Origin of the sequence: Pseudarthrobacter sulfonivorans (genome assembly GCF_014712225.1) — a bacterium.
Taxonomy (GTDB): domain Bacteria; phylum Actinomycetota; class Actinomycetes; order Actinomycetales; family Micrococcaceae; genus Arthrobacter; species Arthrobacter sulfonivorans.
On record NZ_JACXBW010000001.1, the window covers coordinates 129,386 to 147,010 of the forward strand.

At 64.3% G+C, this 17,625-nt stretch carries 13 protein-coding genes and 2 tRNA genes; 3 read left to right on the plus strand and 12 right to left on the minus strand.

Annotated elements, in window-relative coordinates:
- Positions 1–38: 38 nt before the first annotated feature.
- Positions 39–1,757, minus strand: coding sequence for a glycoside hydrolase family 13 protein (locus tag IAQ70_RS00650; RefSeq protein WP_190987369.1), 1,719 nt, complete (start codon positions 1,755–1,757; stop codon positions 39–41).
- 121 nt (positions 1,758–1,878) lie between these two features.
- Between IAQ70_RS00650 and IAQ70_RS00655 the strand changes: the two genes are divergently transcribed.
- Complete coding sequence (locus IAQ70_RS00655) at positions 1,879–3,045, plus strand: ROK family protein (RefSeq protein ID WP_190987370.1); 1,167 nt, start codon at positions 1,879–1,881, stop codon at positions 3,043–3,045.
- Between the two features lie 62 nt (positions 3,046–3,107).
- Here the strand turns inward: IAQ70_RS00655 and IAQ70_RS00660 are convergent, their stop codons facing one another.
- From IAQ70_RS00660 to IAQ70_RS00680, 5 genes are all read right to left on the minus strand, one after another.
- The gene (locus IAQ70_RS00660; protein WP_190987371.1) at positions 3,108–4,679 is read right to left on the minus strand and encodes a Na+/H+ antiporter; all 1,572 of its coding nucleotides are present in this window, start codon (positions 4,677–4,679) and stop codon (positions 3,108–3,110) included.
- 149 nt (positions 4,680–4,828) lie between these two features.
- Positions 4,829–5,485 carry an SDR family oxidoreductase gene (locus IAQ70_RS00665; protein WP_190987372.1) on the minus strand — a complete coding sequence of 219 codons (657 nt, stop codon included), beginning with the start codon at positions 5,483–5,485 and terminating at the stop codon, positions 4,829–4,831.
- Positions 5,486–5,520: 35 nt separating this feature from the next.
- Positions 5,521–6,081, minus strand: coding sequence for a dihydrofolate reductase family protein (locus tag IAQ70_RS00670; protein ID WP_190987373.1), 561 nt, complete (start codon positions 6,079–6,081; stop codon positions 5,521–5,523).
- Positions 6,082–6,184: 103 nt separating this feature from the next.
- Entirely contained in the window at positions 6,185–6,967 is a 783-nt protein-coding gene (gene yidC / locus IAQ70_RS00675; RefSeq protein ID WP_190987374.1) for a membrane protein insertase YidC, read from the minus strand.
- A 159-nt stretch (positions 6,968–7,126) separates the two neighbouring features.
- Positions 7,127–8,242: a S1 family peptidase gene (locus IAQ70_RS00680; protein WP_190987375.1), complete on the minus strand. Its 1,116-nt coding sequence runs from the start codon at positions 8,240–8,242 to the stop codon at positions 7,127–7,129.
- A 2,754-nt stretch (positions 8,243–10,996) separates the two neighbouring features.
- Here IAQ70_RS00680 and IAQ70_RS00690 point away from each other — a divergent pair.
- Positions 10,997–11,347 (plus strand): hypothetical protein, encoded by a 351-nt coding sequence (locus IAQ70_RS00690; protein WP_190987377.1) that lies wholly within the window; start codon positions 10,997–10,999, stop codon positions 11,345–11,347.
- 450 nt (positions 11,348–11,797) lie between these two features.
- On the opposite strand, the gene IAQ70_RS00695 is transcribed toward IAQ70_RS00690, so the two are convergent.
- From IAQ70_RS00695 to IAQ70_RS00720, 6 genes are all read right to left on the minus strand, one after another.
- A complete protein-coding gene (locus IAQ70_RS00695) occupies positions 11,798–12,013 on the minus strand; it encodes a hypothetical protein (RefSeq protein WP_190987378.1) in 216 nt (71 codons plus the stop codon).
- 20 nt (positions 12,014–12,033) lie between these two features.
- Complete coding sequence (locus tag IAQ70_RS00700) at positions 12,034–12,201, minus strand: hypothetical protein (protein WP_190987379.1); 168 nt, start codon at positions 12,199–12,201, stop codon at positions 12,034–12,036.
- 911 nt (positions 12,202–13,112) lie between these two features.
- Positions 13,113–13,186: transfer RNA gene (locus IAQ70_RS00705), tRNA-Met, on the minus strand.
- A gap of 61 nt (positions 13,187–13,247) precedes the next feature.
- A tRNA-Thr gene (locus IAQ70_RS00710) sits at positions 13,248–13,319 on the minus strand.
- 251 nt (positions 13,320–13,570) lie between these two features.
- A complete protein-coding gene (locus IAQ70_RS00715; protein WP_190987380.1) occupies positions 13,571–15,811 on the minus strand; it encodes a DEAD/DEAH box helicase in 2,241 nt (746 codons plus the stop codon).
- A gap of 414 nt (positions 15,812–16,225) precedes the next feature.
- Positions 16,226–16,879, minus strand: coding sequence for an MOSC domain-containing protein (locus tag IAQ70_RS00720; RefSeq protein ID WP_190987381.1), 654 nt, complete (start codon positions 16,877–16,879; stop codon positions 16,226–16,228).
- Positions 16,880–17,059: 180 nt separating this feature from the next.
- On the opposite strand from IAQ70_RS00720, the gene IAQ70_RS00725 reads away from it, so the two are divergent.
- A complete protein-coding gene (locus tag IAQ70_RS00725) occupies positions 17,060–17,623 on the plus strand; it encodes a Tat pathway signal protein (RefSeq protein WP_190987382.1) in 564 nt (187 codons plus the stop codon).
- The last annotated feature ends 2 nt before the right edge of the window (positions 17,624–17,625 follow it).

Here is a 17,625-nt window from a genome sequence, read left to right on the forward strand (position 1 = left end):
GTTCCCGTCCGCCACGGCTGCCGCCACCGGAACCGGCATCAGCGCAGCCACGCCGTGCTGTTGGCCGGCAGCTTGCCGTCCTGCAGCGGAGAGCTGCTGATGAGCACGGACCCGGCGGGAAGTTCGACGGCGGTGTCCCCGAAGTTGGTCACCGACTGCCAGCCACCGGGGCGGCTGAAGTGCAGGACTTCCGGGTTGCCTGTCTCCACCCATTCCAGTTCCTCCCCGGCCTGCAGTTCCCGGCGCAGCTTCAGGGCCTTGCGGTACAGCTCAAGGGTGGAGTTTTCGGTGCCGTCCTGCGCCTCGACGGCGTACTTGCTGAACCAGTCCGGCTGAGGAAGGTGCGCGCCGCCGTCGCCGAAGCCGAACGAGGTGCCTTCAACCTTCCAGGGCAGCGGAACCCGGCAGCCGTCGCGGCCCACCTCAACGCCTTTGTTCCTGAAGAAGGCCGGGTCCTGGCGTTCGGAATCCGGGATCTCGGCCACTTCCTGGAGCCCCAGCTCCTCTCCCTGGTAAAGGTAGGCAGAGCCGGGGACTGCCAACATCAGGAGGGTGGCAGCACGGGCGCGCTGCTCGCCGAGCGCCACATCCAGCTGGTCCGAGGGGCCGCCGGCCAGGAGCCAGGCTTTCCCGTCCTGCCCCTTGGCCTCCTTAGCCTTCAATCCTGCGGACCCCTTGGGCAGCCCGTAGCGCGTGGCGTGCCGGACGACGTCGTGGTTGGAGAAGACCCAGGTGGACGACGCCCCGGTCTCCTTGGCCTCAGCCAGGTTGCGGGTGATGATTTCGCGGAATTCCTCGGCGTCAAAGTCGGCCTGGAGCAGGTCGAAGTTGAACGCCTGGCCCAGGCCTTCCGGGCTGGCGTAGCGGGCCCGGCGGGTGGCGTGCACCCAGGCTTCAGCGACGGCGGTGCGCGGCGGGTCGTACTCGTTGAAGACCTCCCGCCATTCGGCGTAGATCTCGTGGACCTCGTCGCGGTCCCAGAACGGGTGGGTACCGTCATCGAACCCGTCCACCAGCTGCCCCTCCCGGGCAAGTTCGAGCTTGGACAGCAGCGGCTCCGTGAGGTCCTTGGTCAGCGCATGGGCCACGTCCACGCGGAAGCCGTCCACGCCACGGTCGGACCAGAACCGCAGCGTCTTCAGGAAGTCCTCCCGGACCTCGCGGTTGGACCAGTTCAGGTCCGGCTGCTCCTTGGCGAAGATGTGCAGGTACCACTGGCCGGGCGTCCCGTCAGGTTCGGTGATGCGCTCCCACGCCGGGCCGCCGAACACGGAATCCCAGTCCGACGGCGGGAATTCGCCGTTGGGCCCCTTGCCGTCACGGAAGATGTAGCGCTCCCGGGCGGCCGAACCCTTGGGCGACGCCAGCGCCTCGCGGAACCATTCGTGCCGGTCCGAGGAATGATTGGGGACGATGTCCGCGATGAGCTTGATGCCGGCCCCATGCAGGGCCGCTGCCATCGCGTCGAAGTCGGCCAGGGTGCCGAGCTTGGGGTCCACATCACGGTAGTCGTCCACGTCGTAGCCGCCGTCGGCGAGCGCCGACGGATAGAACGGGCTCAGCCACACGGCGTCGATCCCCAGTTCCCTCAGGTACGGGACTTTGGCAGTGATGCCCTTGATGTCCCCCAGCCCGTCACCGTTGGAATCAGCGAAACTGCGCGGGTAGATCTGGTACACGGCAGCCTGGCGCCACCAGTTCGGGTCAGCGGGGCGGTCAGCTTCGGACAGGGTTGCCAGCGTGGCAGTGGTGGCCAAGGGGATGATCCTTTTCGTCTGGGAGGGTGATCGTTACGGGACGGCTGGGTACAATTTAGATAGTTACTAAATATATTCCACCACCAATTATGGGACTGCGAAATCTGGAGGTCAAGGACGCATGAAGAACGCCCGGTCACCAAGCCCCCAACTGCTGCGGCGCCATAACGCCAACGCCGTCCTGTCCTTCCTGCGCACCGCGGAGGTAGCCACCGGTTCAGACCTGATGGCGTCGACGGGACTGACCCGGGCGTCGGTCATCGCCGTCTGTGAGGACCTGCTCCAGCGGGGCTGGATCTGGGAACTGGAGGCGGACCGCCAGTCCGGCCAGCCGAAGGGACGGCCCGCCCGCCGGTTCGAGCTGAATCCGCGGGCCGGCGTGGTCCTGGGCATCGACATCGGGGCGGCCACCACCACCGCCGCAGTTGCCGACCTCCGCGGAAACATCCTTGCGAGTGCCAGCCGCGGCTTCCGAATCCCCGAGATCCCGGCCTCGGAACGCATCGATGTTGTTGACCGGGCCTGCCGGGCAGCACTTGCAGAGGCGGGTGCCACTTCCCCGGACGTCCTGGCGGCCAGCGCCGGCCTTGCGGCGCCGGTGGACCGCGCCGGCAACGTCCTGGTGACCCGGCCTTTCTGGCGGTTGTTCGACGTCGGCCTCCGGGCCGCCATGAAGGACCTCCACGGCTGGACGGTGCTGCTGGAGAACGACGCCAACCTCGCGGCCCTGGGTGAGCGGTGGCGCGGAACGGGCGCAGGCGTTGATGACCTGGTGGTACTGCTCGCCAGCGAGCGGATCGGTGCCGGCATCATCGAGTCCGGGCGGCTGCTTCACGGACTGTCCGGGGCGGCGGGCGAAATGGGCTACCTGGATCTGGTGGAAGGGGTGGGCAGTTCCGCCGGTATTGCCGTGCTGGCCCGGGAGTGGTACCAGGCCGAAACGGGATCCCTGCTTGAGGCACCGGAAGTCTTCGCCGCCGCGGCCGCGGGCAATCCCGCCGCCGCGGCAGTCCTGGACCGGCTGGCCGAACGGCTGGCGCGGGTGGTGGCATCACTGGCGGTCCTGCTGAACCCGGAGCAGGTGGTGATCGGCGGAGCAGTGGCCGGCTCGGCTGGCGCCCTGGTCCCCGGCATCGAGGCGTGGCTTCCGCGCTTCACGGCGACGGTTCCGCGCGTCACGGTGTCACCGCTGGGCGATGCGATCGTGACCATCGGGGCAGTCCGGCATGCGCTGGACTTCGTGGAGGCCAATGCGCTGGACCTGGCACTCGCGCGCCGGCCGGCTTGAGGTGCTGCCGGCGGCCCGGAGGCGCACTCCCGGAGCCCTCCCGGCGACTGCACACGCCCTGCTCACTCCGGCATGATCATGGTCCGCAGGTCCAGCTGCCGCAGCACCCTGTCCGCGACCTCGGGATCCATGTCGGGTTCATTGCGGGCCATCACCACTTCCTGCCGTGCAGCATCCAGGGCGATGGTTTGGACTGCGATGGCGAGCCCGCGGCCCCGGGACCGAAGCTCGGCCACGCTCTCGTTCCGCAGGCTGCCGTCCAGGAGCTCGGCATGCAGCCGGCTCATCTTTGCCTTGACCAGGGCCACTTTCTCCGGCGGAAGATCCTTCATGAGGTCATGCTGCTTCAGTGCGGCAACCGCCGCCTCCTGCGCCCGTTGGGCCAGCAGACGGGCGGCATCGCGTTCCTCTGACCCGTCCCCGGAAGCATCCAGGACCCGCATCAGCCACGGCAGCGTCAGCCCGGGCAGCACCAGGGTGGCCACCAGCACGGCACACGCGATTACCAGCAGGTAGTCCCGGGCAGGGAACGGCGTGCCGTCGGCCAGGGTGACCGGCAGCGCAAGCGCAAGGGCCAGGGTAGCGAGCCCGCGCATGCCGCACCAGGTGAGGATCAGGACCTCCTTGGCCGACGTGGGCTGGAGGACATTCTTGCGGTTCCGGGACCCCAGGGCCAGGACGGCCAGCCACAGGAACCGGACAACGAACACCAGCACGCAGACCAGCCCGGCGACGCCGAGCATGCCGAGGATGTCCGCACGTTCATCGTGGATGACGTGCCGGATTTCCAGCCCGACCAGCCCGAAGGCCAGACCGGTAGCCAGCAGCTCCACCACGTCCCAGAAGGCCGCCCGGGTGACCCGCTCCTCCGCGTACTGCGGCCGGGAGTGCCGCTGCATCTCCAGCGCGGTAACCACCACGGCAATCACGCCGGAGGCGTGCACCTCTTCTGCCAGGATGTAGGCCGCGAAGGGCACCACCAGCGTCACCGCGCTGCGTGCCACCAGCGAGGTGACCAGCCTGGTGATGAGTCCTGTCAGCCAGCCCATGGCCATGCCCACCACCACGGCAAGCGCGGCGCCGATCACAAACTTCAGGACGACGTCGGGCCCTATTTCGGTGCCGCCCACTGCAGCGGCGACCGCCGCCTGAAAGATCACGATGGCAGCGGCGTCGTTGAAGAGTCCCTCGCTTTGCAGCACGGTGGTGAGCCGGCGCGGCATGTGCACGCGGCCAGCCACCGATTCCACCGCAATGGGGTCCGGCGGCGCCACCATGGCACCCAGTGCGATCGCCGCCGGAATGCCGATGCCCGGAATCATGAGCCACGCGGCACCCGCCACAGCGGCGGTGCTGATGACCACCAGCGCCACGGCCAGCATGATCAGCGTGCGCCACCGTACCCGGAAGACCGCCCATGAACTGCGCTGTGCCGTGGCAAAGAGCAGCGGCGGCAGGAAGATGGGCAGGATCAACTCAGGTGCGATGTTCAGGTCAGGGAAGCCAGGGATGAAGGTCAGACCGATGGCCAGCAGGAGCATGAGGACCGGATACGGCAGGCGGAGCCGGTCCCCCAGACCGACGGCCACCACTGTGGCCAACAAAAGTCCGATGATGAGTGCCAGCTGATCCATGTGCCTGCTTCCCCGGCGGGGCGGCCTGTCCCGCCGCCCGGTGGGAGGCGCCTGCCGCCGGTGTCAGTTTATCGGCGGCGGCACTTCATCGGCGCCTGTACTTTGGCGATGGCGGCACCGCCGCCAGGCCGCCTGCGCCGGATCGACCGTTAGGGCAGCGGTTCCAAAGCCGCCGCGATGGGCAGGGTGCCGTCGCGGAATTCGATGGTCCGTCCTGCTGTTTCGGGCAGGTCCAGTACTGCCGCAGCCACGCTGGCCGTGTTGCTGCGGGAGGTGGCTCCGTTGCCGTCCCGGGGCGGGTCGACTTCGATCAGGCCGCTCGCCGGCTGGTCCGTCAGGCTGCCCGGCCCCAGGATGGTCCAGGCAAGTCGGGTGCCGCGCAGGTACTGATCCGCCGCCGCCTTGGCATCGGCATAGGCGAAGAATGGGTTGTCAGCCGGGACGCCGTGGTCCGGGCCAGCGCCCAGGTAGGACACCATGACATACCGCCCGACGCCGGCCTCCGCCGCCGCGTCCATGGACCGGATGGCGGCGTCTCGGTCCACCGCGTAGGTGCGTTCCGGATTCCCGCCGCCGGCGCCGGCTGACCAGACCACGGCGTCGTGGCCGCTGAGCGCAGCGGCGATGGCCGCCGTCGTCGAGTCTTCAACATCCAGGACCGACGGCGTTGCCCCCGTTGCCGCGACGTCGGCGGCATGGTCCGGGTTGCGGATGATCGAGGTGACGCTGTGGCCCTCCGTGGTGAGGAGCGTGGACAGGTGGAGGGCCACTTTGCCGTGGCCGCCGATGATAGCGATGCGGGTCATGCCCCCATTCTGCCCCTCCATGCCGTTCAGCGCAGTCAGGCGAGGGTGCGGTACCTGAGATAGACCACGCCGTTGCCGAACCTGTGTTCCGCCAGGAGTTCGAGCCGCAGGTTCAGGCCGTCGGGCAGGAAGCGCAGGCCGCCTCCAACAGCCACCGGGTTAACGAAGAGCTGGCACTCGTCCACGAGCCCGGCCTGCAGGGCGGCCGCGGCGAGGGTGGCGCCGCCGATGCTGATGTTCCCGTCTGTGCTGTCCTTTAATTTCTGGACTGCTTCCGCGTCGAACGTCCGCTCGATCCTGGTCCGCGCTGTGGTGACGGTTGCGAGCGACGAGGAGTAGACAACCTTGTCTGCCCCTTGCCAGATCCGGCCGTAATCCTGGATATAGTCCGGCGCACCGGGCGTGCTGCCGAGGGTTTCCCAAACCGACATGACCTCATACATGCGGCGTCCGAGCAGGTACGTGCCGGCATCGCGTTCGAGATCATTGACGAAGGTGTGGACTTCCTGGTCCGGTTCGCTCCAGCTGAAGTCGCCGTCCCGGTCCGCCACGTACCCGTCAAGGGACGCGATGCCTGAATAGATGAGCTTGCCCATCCGCCCATTGTGCCGCCGTCGTGCGGTGTTGGATAGGCCGCGCCTCCCTGGAGCGGCGACGTCTCGTCGCTATTGCACGCCCTCCGCAGCGAGAGCTCGCCCCTCACTTGACGAAGAACTGTTGGGCCAAGGTCCAGAGGTTGGTGGTGGTCCAGTAAATCAGGACGCCGATCGGGAAGAGGACGCCGCCAACGCTGAAGATCAGCGGCAGGATGTACAGGAACATTCTCTGCTGTCGCAGCAAGGGATTGTCCGCGGAATCCTCGGGCATGCTCCTGGCCATAATCCGTCGCTGCGTCATGAACTGCGAGGCCGTCATGGCCAGGATCATGAGGACAGTCAGGACTGTGACCGCCGCTTGATCACCTGCGCCGCCGTGCAGTACGGACGCTGACAGCGGGGCACCAAAAATACTTGATTGGTCGAACTGCACCACCTGCTGGCGGCTCATCGCGCCAATGCCCTGACCTTGCCCGGCTGCTGAGGTGATGCCGGAAAGCACCTGGAAAAGGGCGAGGAAGAACGGCACCTGGATCAGCACGGGAAGGCAGGCGGACAAAGGATTGGTTCCATGTTCCTTGTACAGCGCCATCTGCTCCTGCGCCATGGCCTGCCGGGAAAGCTGATCCGTTTTGCCCCTGTACTTGTCCTGCAGCTTCTTCAAGTCCGGCTGCAGTCGCCGCATCCGGCGCTGGGCGTTGACCTGTCTGAGGAAGACCGGAATCAAAGCGGCACGGATGATCAGCACCAGCCCGATGATGGAAAACGTCCATGTCCAGCCGTTGGCCGCCGGCATGCCGATGCTGCTCAAGGCGTCGTGGAACCAGACCATGAGGGCGGAGACAAGCCACTTGAACGGGGCCATGATCGTTGCGAAGACGTCCACTGAAACCCCCTTCGCCAGATGCTGCCAAGCTACGGCGAAAAGCCTCGCTTGTCACGGCCCGGCGCAGCAGAGCACGGGTCAGCACAGCTCGTCGCCGCTCCGGTTGAACACAGGGTGGGCAGGGCATTTCAGGCCGCCGTGGGGGTGCGGCCTCACGACTCAACTCGAGTGGCCGTGATCAGGGTCGCCCGAGGACAGTGATGGCGCCGAAGCTGTGGCTGTCGCTAGCGTCGTCTTGCGTCGTTGTTGGAATAAATAGACGGCGCCCGCGATCACCATGGCGGCTAGTACGCAGAGTGCCACGATGAGAGTCGTAGTCAGTGAATTGTCACTAGTCGAAGCCGCCTGCGGTGCAGCTGGCTGGGCAGCTGCACCATTCGACCCGGAGGTCGTCGACGCCCCCGCAGCTGCTGTAAGCTTCACGCCGTTTTGCTCCAGAAAGGTCCGGAGGGTCGCAGTATCCGTCACAAACGATTCATTCCTATTGGTAAACCCGCTGCTGTTGACACCAACGACCTCGCCAGCCGCGTTAAGTGTAGGTCCGCCAGACATGCCACTGATCAGCTCGCCATCCAGTTGAAGCTTCGGCACGCCTTTCTTGGATACGGTCTGGGCGCTTATCGATCCCTCCTTGAAGGTAGGTGACTGCCGGGTGGCTTCCGTGATTGATGCGGTGTCACTGGGAAAGCCGACAGCTGTTATGTGGTCGCGAACCTTCGGCGCCTGCTCCGCAATTGGGAGGACAGTGCCGGCAGTATCCTTGCCGACAACCTGCACTAAGGCGTTATCGCCGGCTTCGGGATCCTGAGCAGCGACCAGTCGTGCCGTGATCCCGTCCTTGTCGAAAGGGGCATTCTTGACGATGCTCGGCTGGCCAATTGAGATGGTCGGTGTCGATTCGACCCGAACAGTCCACGTGAGCTGATCCAGATTGAACTGGCCACTGGTGGGGGCGAGCTTGTTCTCATTGATAACGGTCTGGAGCAGTGCCTTGCGAACGGCGTCATCGTACTGCACGCAGTGGCCCGCTGTCACGATATCGCCGGCTCCGCTGACGATGAAGCCTGTGCAGCCTTTGCCTGCGGTCGCCGTGAAGCGCTGGGAAGTGTCATCCGAGTATGGAACTTCAACTTGACCTACCCAGGAGGAGTCAACCCACACCGTCGATCGCATCACCTGATCAGTGTCGATGTCCGCAACAGCGGGCAATGCGGGCACTCCGACCGCCAGAAGTGCGAGGCAGGGAACTAGCGAGGCTCGTAGCAGGGGCTTCATGGCCATATCTTTCTCGTTCGGCGGCGCATCCATCCCCTGCTACGAATGCATGATCCGGGTGAATCATGCCTGCATTGTAGGCGATAAAGTATTTGCCTTCAACGAAATTTTGACCAATATTTACCGGTTTGAAAGTGTCACTCCTAAACTGTCGTGCACATGCGGCATTCTGAAAGCCCGCCCTCATTAAAAGCGGGCTTTGCGGAATGCCGGCGAGCGTCACGGCCCGGGGCGGGGCCCGACGGGAAGGGGGGCCACCCTCACCCATCACGCTCCCGAAAGTCCATAAAACCGTACTTCCGCGAATACATACGGGCAAATACACGGGTTTAGCTGGGGGCTCCGACCGGCGTTGGTTCGGTGACCTCTGATTTACAGTCAAACGTTTTTGCTTCGAACCGGGGCCAGCGGCACTGGTGTCCGGAGCAGGTAGTCGAACAACCGGGAGCATCATCTCCCGGTGGCCTGTTCAGGCCACCGGGAGGCGCTTACGGGACAAACGGTAGATCACACGGCCATGAGAGGAAGGCTGGGGCCGTAGATGGCTACTGAGATCCTCATGTGGCTCCTTAGCCCCGCTCCGCACCGGAAGCGAGCCGCCACACCTCCAAGAGTTTCCTCACGTGTGCTTGCACACAGAAAAACCCCGGGAATCTCAAGGATCCCGGGGGCTTAGCCTGTAGCGGTGGGGAGGCTCAATCTCCCGACCTCACGATTATGAGTCGTGCAATTGTTCCTCTAGATTAGTAAGGCCTTTCGGCAGTTAGTAGCCATTTCGTAGCCACCTCTTTTTCGGAGCCGCTCAGTTGGCCACGGCGGGGGCAGTCAGTAGGGCATCGACGGCCCGCGCCGACGACTGCCCGTCGTGAGCGAACAGTTGAGCGTAAACGTCCATCGTCGTCACGGCCGAACTGTGGCCCGCTATCTGCTGCCCAACTTTAGGGTTGGCTCCAGTGCTGATCGACAATGTCACGGCGGTGCGCCGCAGGTCATGAAACACGATGTTCGGAAGCTTTGGGTCCAGCGCTTGGCATCGCTTCACCGCGGGATGGAATACGCGGCGTGCAAAGTTGGATGATCTCGGTTCCGCACCTGATGGTGATGTAAAGACCAGGGCACGAATGCCAGGCGCTCGTTGATACCTTCCCTGTCGCCAAGACGGGGAGGTGGAGGTCCAATTCTCCGCGCCGCGGAGCCAAGTTCTCACTGCAGGTCCGCCCGTAGACGGGTCATGAGCGGTCCTGAGCGGCGAAATTTTGACAACGGTACTGCGCCTGGCACGAAAGACACCCGGACCCCTTGACAGCGTCAATTGATCGTCCGGTAGCCGCCAGTAGCCAAGCGCAAGAGTGCAGCACGGTTCCCCTCGATGGGCAACCCATATGCGGTGCCGTTTGAAATGTCCTCGACACGTCAAGTGTCGCGGTCATGAACGGATGCGGTTAGTGCTGGGTCGGCCTTGACGCCGACCGGCCGGTGGGGAGTCGGTGAAGGTCCGGAGCCGGGTGCCGCCCGGGGCGATGTGCGCCCCGGAACACCTATCAGGGCTTGGGGGCCGGTTGCGATCGGGCGGGTGGCGCCTTCCGTCACCAGAATGTGTCCAGCGATTAGTGGTCCCGGGCCTAGCATAAGAATCAGGCCCGGGAGCCGTTCTGTCAGGGCGGGGGGATGTCACTCACCCCCTGCCCGACTCACCTCTTCGGGCGTTGGACATACGCTACGCACTCGCCCTGGTTCTTGAACTGCGGGTAATTTTTCCATCCCCCGTTCTTGCACTGGTCCACGCTGGTCGGCGCAGCGGGAACGACTGGAACGACACCATTGGAGGTCGAAAATGTTTCATTGAATGGTTGGAAAATTGCTACCCCATTGTTTGGCATCTCAGCATCCCTGGCGAACGCTGTGCCGCTGTCCGTGTAGCTCGCGCCTCCAGTGTTGATGGTGGCCGAGTAAGTCAGGGCCGGCGCGTCAAAAGCCCCGAACGACCCGGCGCACCAAGCGAAGCCTCCGCCGCCCGCGGCAAGGTCCTTCGTCCCGGTTACCGTGCCCGCGGCACTCGTGATGGTAAACGTGGAGTGAAATGAGCTTAGGGTGCTCGTTATGTCCGGAGGATTAGGAATGCCAGCGGCACCGACAGTGATGTCTTCGACGAAGGTGCCAGGGTAGGGTCCCGTCGCGGTTCCGGTTGCATGAAGGGTGAACGTGCCACCCCCAGTGCTCGTACAGGCGTAGGATGCAGCATCGAACGCCCCCTGTGGGCTTAGGAACACCTCTCCAGCAAGACTCGGCGGGGGGGGTTGTCGCGGCCTGCGCGCCCGGGGATGCTACGACGAGTCCGGCGGCAACTAGGAACATAATCGGGAACATTTTGCTGATTTTCATGATGCGACTTCGGGCTGCAGTGGGCATGATGACCTCTCTGTCATCTCGGGTAGAGAAAGCAAAGGTACCTTCTGTTCCAAGGCACGAGCCAAGAAAGCAGGATGGTTAGGGACCAAATTAGGGGTTCGTTGTCCGCACTCCCCAAGGGGGACAGGTAAGCACCCCCCGAGATTGTCTTCACACGCTGGATGTGGCCCCGCAAGTTTCCCCGCGATACATGCCAAAAGGCCCGAGTCCGGGAGCTCCGAGTATGCGAAGCCGCCAACCTTGGCGAACAGGGAGAGATGTCGGCCGGTTGTCCGCAAGGCCGGCCACCTTCCCTGATGGATCGCTTAGGCGTTAACGTAAGCCATGGAATTGTTAGTTGGGATCGTGATCATCCTGATTCTCTGGTTCATTGGGGTCTTGGCCTGCACGATTCTCCCCATCCTGGCTCTGGGCAGGTTTGTCCGGCGGCGATCGAGGCCGGAGCCGCAGCAGTTCTCGTACGTGCGACAGCCGCCGAAGCCGCCCGTGAGGCGGGAGAAGCCCCAGGGACCCGACCCTGCGGAGTACTTGCAGAAGTGGGACGCGCCCCACAAGCGGTTCGTCGTCCAGGACAAGAATGCATGGGACCGCGAGTTCAAAGCGGCCGAGGAGGGGACGGAGCCGCCCCCGGTGCAGCCGACGGCGACGTCGGAAGTGCTTGCCAAACTGAGCTCCAGGCTGGGGCAACTCGAGTAGGACGGAGACAGGGACGGGAGAGGCTTTCCCCGACGGCCGGGGTCGCGGCCTCGCGGATTGACCGGCGAAGGTGGTGTTCCGCCCCACGCTAAGAACCATGCCGTCCGCGCCGTTCACAGGTTCATCAGCGCCGAAGCACATAGCCTCAATTGGGCGGCATGACATGAATAAGATACTCGATGCATTCGATTCCCATATCGACCCGATTGTCACTTATCAACCGAATATGGTTGGTTCTTAACCCGTACGCGAGCCTAGGCGCTTGAGCGGGCAGGCGCCATAGCCGCTTTGGGGTCACCCCCAGGGGTCTAGGCAAGGGCCCTGGGGGCCTGTCCAGGAGTCGCACTCGGGTGTCCGTTGCGCAGGTCAGCTCCATCATGGGAGCCAACATGTTGCCCGGGAGATATGGAGCCAGAGATATTGCGAAGGACCCCCGGCGGGACGCCCTTGTTACTTGGGCGTGTCTTGCAGTTCCTTTGCCCTGCTCTGGAGCTTATTGCGCTTACGTCTGAGCAGGTGGTAGGGGATCATCAGGGCCAGCGCAGCCACTACGAACCAAATACTGTTCCCCGTGGTGGCCAGGTCGGTGGTCAACCAGAGCCAGAGCCAGATCGCCACCACCGCCCAGTACAGCACGTTGAGTGACGTGATTGCGTAGTCGATCATTGAGCGCTGCATGACGCGACTCAGTGGCGGGGCGCCCGGTTGATCTCAATGAACCGGTGCGATCCCGAGAACCGCTTCGGGTACTTCGCTCTGTTCTCCCGGTTCCAGCGGCGTATCAGCATCTTGCTTAGAATGACCACCACCACCAGCGAGGCTACAGCGACGATCCAAGCTGTTACAGGGTCCATGTCTCCATCCTCTCAGTCGATTTAGTGACTGATCCACGAGGCACTTACCCTTCTTTAGGATTGGGTCCAACAGTCGTTCGGATGCGCCTTTGCAGAACTTTTGCGGTCACCTCTCCCTTTCGTGCTGACAACTGAAGAGGCCCGGGGCAGTCCAGGACTAGAGGCCAAGAACGACAAGGGCGTCGAGACCGAAATCTAGCCGGGGGGTGACACCGTGTCTGCCGCGCAAGGCTCGCGCCCAAATTGAAGCACTAGTGGTGTGTATCAGTTTTGTTTGATGGTTTCGAGGGCGACGCGCCGCGGGCTACTTTTTCGAGGATTGAGTCTGCCGTCGCGGTCCAGATCAGGGGTTTGGGTTCGGTGTTGTGAGCGGCGAGTGAATGCATGATGGTAATAGCCCTGCGTCTCCTCGAGTTTCCCCGGAGAAGGGGGCAGAGAAAATTACGTCCACGCTGCTAATCATTGCGTACGCCAGAGGGAGTGCTGCGCAGTCTTGGACGTGTCAGAGCAAGGTGTGCACCGGGATAAGGCTCCGACCGGCGTCGATCCAGTGAAACTTTCGATTTTCAGACGAACGTTTCACTTCGAGCCGCTTTCTAGCAGCACTACCCGGGAGCAGGAAGTCGAGCAGCCAGGACCATGCTCTCCCAGTGGCCGCTCTACGCGATCAAGAAGCCCTCACCTGACCCGACTCTAGGAGTAAGGCTGTAGGGGGCCGATGAGGGCCGTACACGGCTGCTAAAGGCTCCACTGTGGCCATACCAGCCCCGCCCCAGTAGTAGCCATTTAACAGCCACTCCACAGAGAATATGGTGGTTTTCGGGAGAATCTAAGAGACGCCTCTTGGAGGTGAGTCTTCATCCAACACAGAAAAGCCCCCGGAATCTCAAGGATTCCGGGGGCTTAGCCTGTAGCGGTGGGGAGGCTCGATCTCCCGACCTCACGATTATGAGTCGTGCGCTCTAACCAACTGAGCTACACCGCCACGAATGAGAAAAACCTGCATCAAGCCGGTCAAAACCGCCTTGACACAGGCCCTCATCCAGAGCCCCCCACCGGAATCGATCCGGTGACCTCGTTCTTACCAAGAACGCGCTCTACCACTGAGCTAGGGGGGCAACGAGTAAATACTCTACCGGAAGACTTGGCCACCAACAAATCGGCAGCCGAATGCGGCCCGGGACACGAAAAAGCCCCTAAACCCGGGCCTAAAAGTGCCTTCGGGTGCCGGCTGGGGAGCCCTTGGAGCCCGGCCGCGTTGCAGGGTGTGACGAAGCGAACATACGGCACATGCGCGAGTCGGTTAAACACCGAAAGGCCGGCTCGAAAGCCGGCCCCTCGGGGAGAAACTTGTCAGGCTAGCTGACGGTTACCACTTGCCCTTGCGGTTGAAACCGCCTTGTCCGCCTTCGGTGCGGGGCTTGCGTGAGCCGTCGCCGTGGCCGCCAAAGCGGGAATCGCTGGCCTGGCCGCGGCTGGAGCCGCTGTCGGCACCAACGCTGCGCTCTGAACGGTCGCTGTACGAGCGGCCACCGCGGTCAGCGGAGGAACGCTCGCCGTCGGACTTGCGGAATTCCTTCTTGAACCCGCCGCTGCCCTTGAAGTTGCCACCGCGGTCGCCGCCGCCGGAGTAACCGCCGCGGTCTCCGCCGCCACGGTTGCCCTGGTAACCCCCACGCTCGCCGCCGCCCGACGGCTTGCGGCCGTTGTCCAGCTCGAGGTGGATCAGTTCGCCGCCGATCCGGGTGCGGGACAGGGCGCGCAGCTGATCGGCGCTCAGGTCTGCCGGGAGCTCCACGAGGGAGTGGTCCGAGCGGATGTCGATGCCGCCGATCTGGGCGGAGGAAATGCCGCCCTCGTTGGCAATGGCGCCCACGATGGAGCCCGGCATAACGCGCTGGCGGCGTCCGACGGCAATCCGGTAGGTGGCGTTGCCCTCGGTGAGCGTGCGGGTCGGGCCACGTGAGCCGAAGCCGTCCTTGGAGCGCTCGCGCTTCTGGAACTCGGGAGCTGCCGGCAGTTCCTTGACTAGCAGCGGCTGTCCACCCTGTGCCATGACGGCCAGCGCGGCGGCGATCTCCGAGGCGGGAACGTTGTGCTCCTGCTCGTAGGAGGCGATGAGGTCGCGGAACGCCGAAACGTCCTCTGACTCGAGGGTCTCGGTGATCTTCTCGGCGAACTTGCCCAGGCGCAGCGTGTTCACGGTCTCGGCCGTGGGCAGGTGCATCTGCTCCACCGGCTGGCGGGTGGCCTTCTCGATGGAACGCAGCAGGTACTTCTCCCGCGGCGTCATGAACAGGATGGCGTCGCCGGAACGGCCTGCACGGCCGGTGCGGCCGATGCGGTGGACGTAGGACTCCGTGTCGTGCGGGATGTCGTAGTTGACCACGTGGCTGATGCGCTCAACGTCAAGGCCACGGGCGGCGACGTCGGTGGCCACCAGGACGTCGATGCGGCCTTCCTTCAGCGCATCAACAGTGCGTTCGCGCTGCTGCTGCGGAATGTCGCCGTTGATGGCGGCAGCCTGGAACCCGCGGGCCTTCAGCTTGTCAGCCAGGTCCTCGGTAGCCATCTTGGTGCGCACGAAGGCGATCACGCCGTCGAACTCTTCAACCTCAAGGATGCGGGTCAGCGCGTCGAGCTTGTGCGGGCCCATGACCTGCAGGTACCGCTGGCGGGTGTTGGCGCCGGTGGTGGTCTTGGATTTGACCGAGATCTCGGCCGGGTTGTTCAGGTACTGCTTGGACATCCGGCGGATCTGGCTCGGCATGGTGGCGGAGAACAGCGCCACCTGGCGGTCCGACGGGGTCTGCTGGAAGATCTGCTCCACGTCTTCGGCGAAGCCCATGCGCAGCATTTCGTCGGCCTCGTCCAGCACCAGGTACTGGAGCTCGGACAGGTCCAGGGAACCCTTGGAGATGTGGTCGATCACGCGGCCGGGGGTACCGACGACAACCTGGGCACCGCGGCGCAGGCCGGCGAGCTGGGGGCCGTAGGCGGAGCCGCCGTAGACGGGGAGGACCGTGAAGTCATCGATGTGCTTGGCGTACGAGGTGAAGGCCTCGGCAACCTGGAGCGCCAGCTCGCGGGTGGGGGCCAGGACCAGGGCCTGGGTCTTGCGGGACGGGCCGTTGAGGTCGTGGAGCTCGGCCAGGCGGGACAGTGCCGGTACTGCGAATGCTGCAGTCTTACCGGTGCCGGTCTGGGCGAGGCCCACGACGTCGCGGCCTTCAAGCAGCAGCGGAATGGTTGCTGCCTGGATGGGGGAAGGCTTTTCGTAGCCGACGTCCTGCAGGGCGGCCAGGACACGGCCGTCGATGCCGAGATCGGCGAAGCGGACGCCTTCCTCTTCGTCGTCCTCGGCCTTAGCGGGGGCGGCCGGGGCTTCCTCAGCCGTGGCGGCGGGTGCTTCTTCGGCAGCCGGAGCTTCCGCAGCGGTTTCGGCGGCGGGCGCTTCGGCCTCGGTGAATTCGACGGCAGCCGGAGCTTCTGCAGCGGGTGCTTCGGTTTCAGCGGCGGGCTCGGCTGCGGGGACAGCGGCCTCGGTGAATTCGACGGCAACGGTTTCGGCGGTTACCGCTTCGGTGGCGTCGTTCTGATTTTCGGGCATAGGGAAATTTCCTCATCCATAGGGGGCCAGGCGGCACAACCCGAGGTGAGCGGAGCCGCAGTACGTGTGCCGTGGGTGCCGGGCATACATTGACCGGCCGGTCACTGGAAGTCCGGCGCTTTCGCAATCCCGTGGCAGGACTTCCCGCTGCATCTCTTGGCTGCTATCCCAGCAGTCTGTACAGCGTTTTCTTTAGCCGGCTCTCCCTATGAAAATGCCCGCATCGCTTGTGCGGGCCCCAACACTTGCCAGTCCTGCCTCAAAAATTGGGCAGGAATAAGGGATTTCCGGAGTGGGGGATATTTCTAGTGTACGGTACGCATCCCCTTTGATTGAAATTGAAACGTACGACGGCGGCGGTGAGCTTGCGCACACCGCTTTTGCGGGTGCCGCGTGAGGAGGCTCCAGCGGCTGCTACCGGGCCAACTGCTGCTGCAGCCGCTCGAATTCCCCCCGGTACTCGGGCTGCAAACGGATCTCGCCGTCGGCGTCGGCGTCCCGCAATGCCTCCATCAATTCAAGGTCCGGCTCGCTGAACCATTTTCCGATCGTGATGCCGTGCCGGGGAACAAACAGGCGGTGGATGTGGTCCCCGGCCCGGATGGTGCCGGTCCGCACCACCCGAAGGTAAGCGCCCACGCGGCCTGCTTCGGTAAAGCGCTTCACCCACTGCGGCTCGCCCATGCTGCGTTGGAAGGTGGCACATGGCGTTCGTGGAGAGGTGATCTCCACTTCGACGTCGAGACCGATCTTCCAGCGTTCCCCAATGACGGCGCCGGTAGTTTCGATCCCGGCCACGCGCAGGTTCTCGCCGAAGATTCCGGGTGGGAGGTCGCGCTGCAGCTGGTTCATCCAATACTCGGCGTCCGCCTGGGAATAGGCGTAGAGGGCCTGGTCTTCACCGCCGTGGTGGACACGGCTCGCCTGGATATCTCCGTGGAGTCCCAGTTTGTGGACCTTGACAGGCCCTGCCACCGGCCGTTTGTCGATGGCCGTGACACCCACGCTCCCCTCGTCGGGCAGGAGCTGATGGACGCGGCAGACGGCAAGCACTGAAGCAGGTTCCATGGCTCCAGTGTAGGTTCCCGCCCACGCGTTCAGGCGGCGGGGCGGGGTTGGGGCTTCTCCCCCGGTTTCTGCTCGCTGCCGGCCGGGGCACCGGCTAGGCTGATTTCAGGATTGAGCGTCCGGCGCGCCGTTGCGCCCCTTTCAGCTCGAGTTCAACATCGACTACCGAGGGGGAATGTCATGGACGCGGATAAGGACCCAGCCGACGGTCCTGCCGGGGACAAAGCCAAGGACGCGCCAAAGCCCCCGCCGTGGCAGGTTCCCAAGCCGGAACTGCGGCCGGAGCTTTTGAATCAGCCCACCCCGTCGGTGGACCCCTTCGCCAAGGAGCGCGAGCGCCAAGCACATGAAATGGCCACCCGCAAGAAACGCTCCCAGCGTCGCACCGTAGTGGTGGGCCTGGGCGTCACGGCGCTCCTCGCCGGCACCATCACCGCCATCGTGGCCAGCAACGAGGATGAGCCCGAGTACGCGCAGGTCTGTTTCAACGACGAAACCGGCGAGCGCGTGGAGGACACCCAGTGCAACAGCTCGGCCGGGCGCAGCGGCGCACTCTATGCGTGGTACTTCTACTCCCGCGGCGCAAGTGTGCCCGCCGTAGGCCAGAACCGGTCAACGGCGCCGAACTTCAGCAGAAGCGTTCCCAGCGGCGCCAAGGCCTCCACCGGCTACAGCACCAAGGGCGGCACGGTCAGCAGGGGCGGCTTCGGCAGCAGCTCCAAGGGCGGAAGCACGGGGGGCTAGGC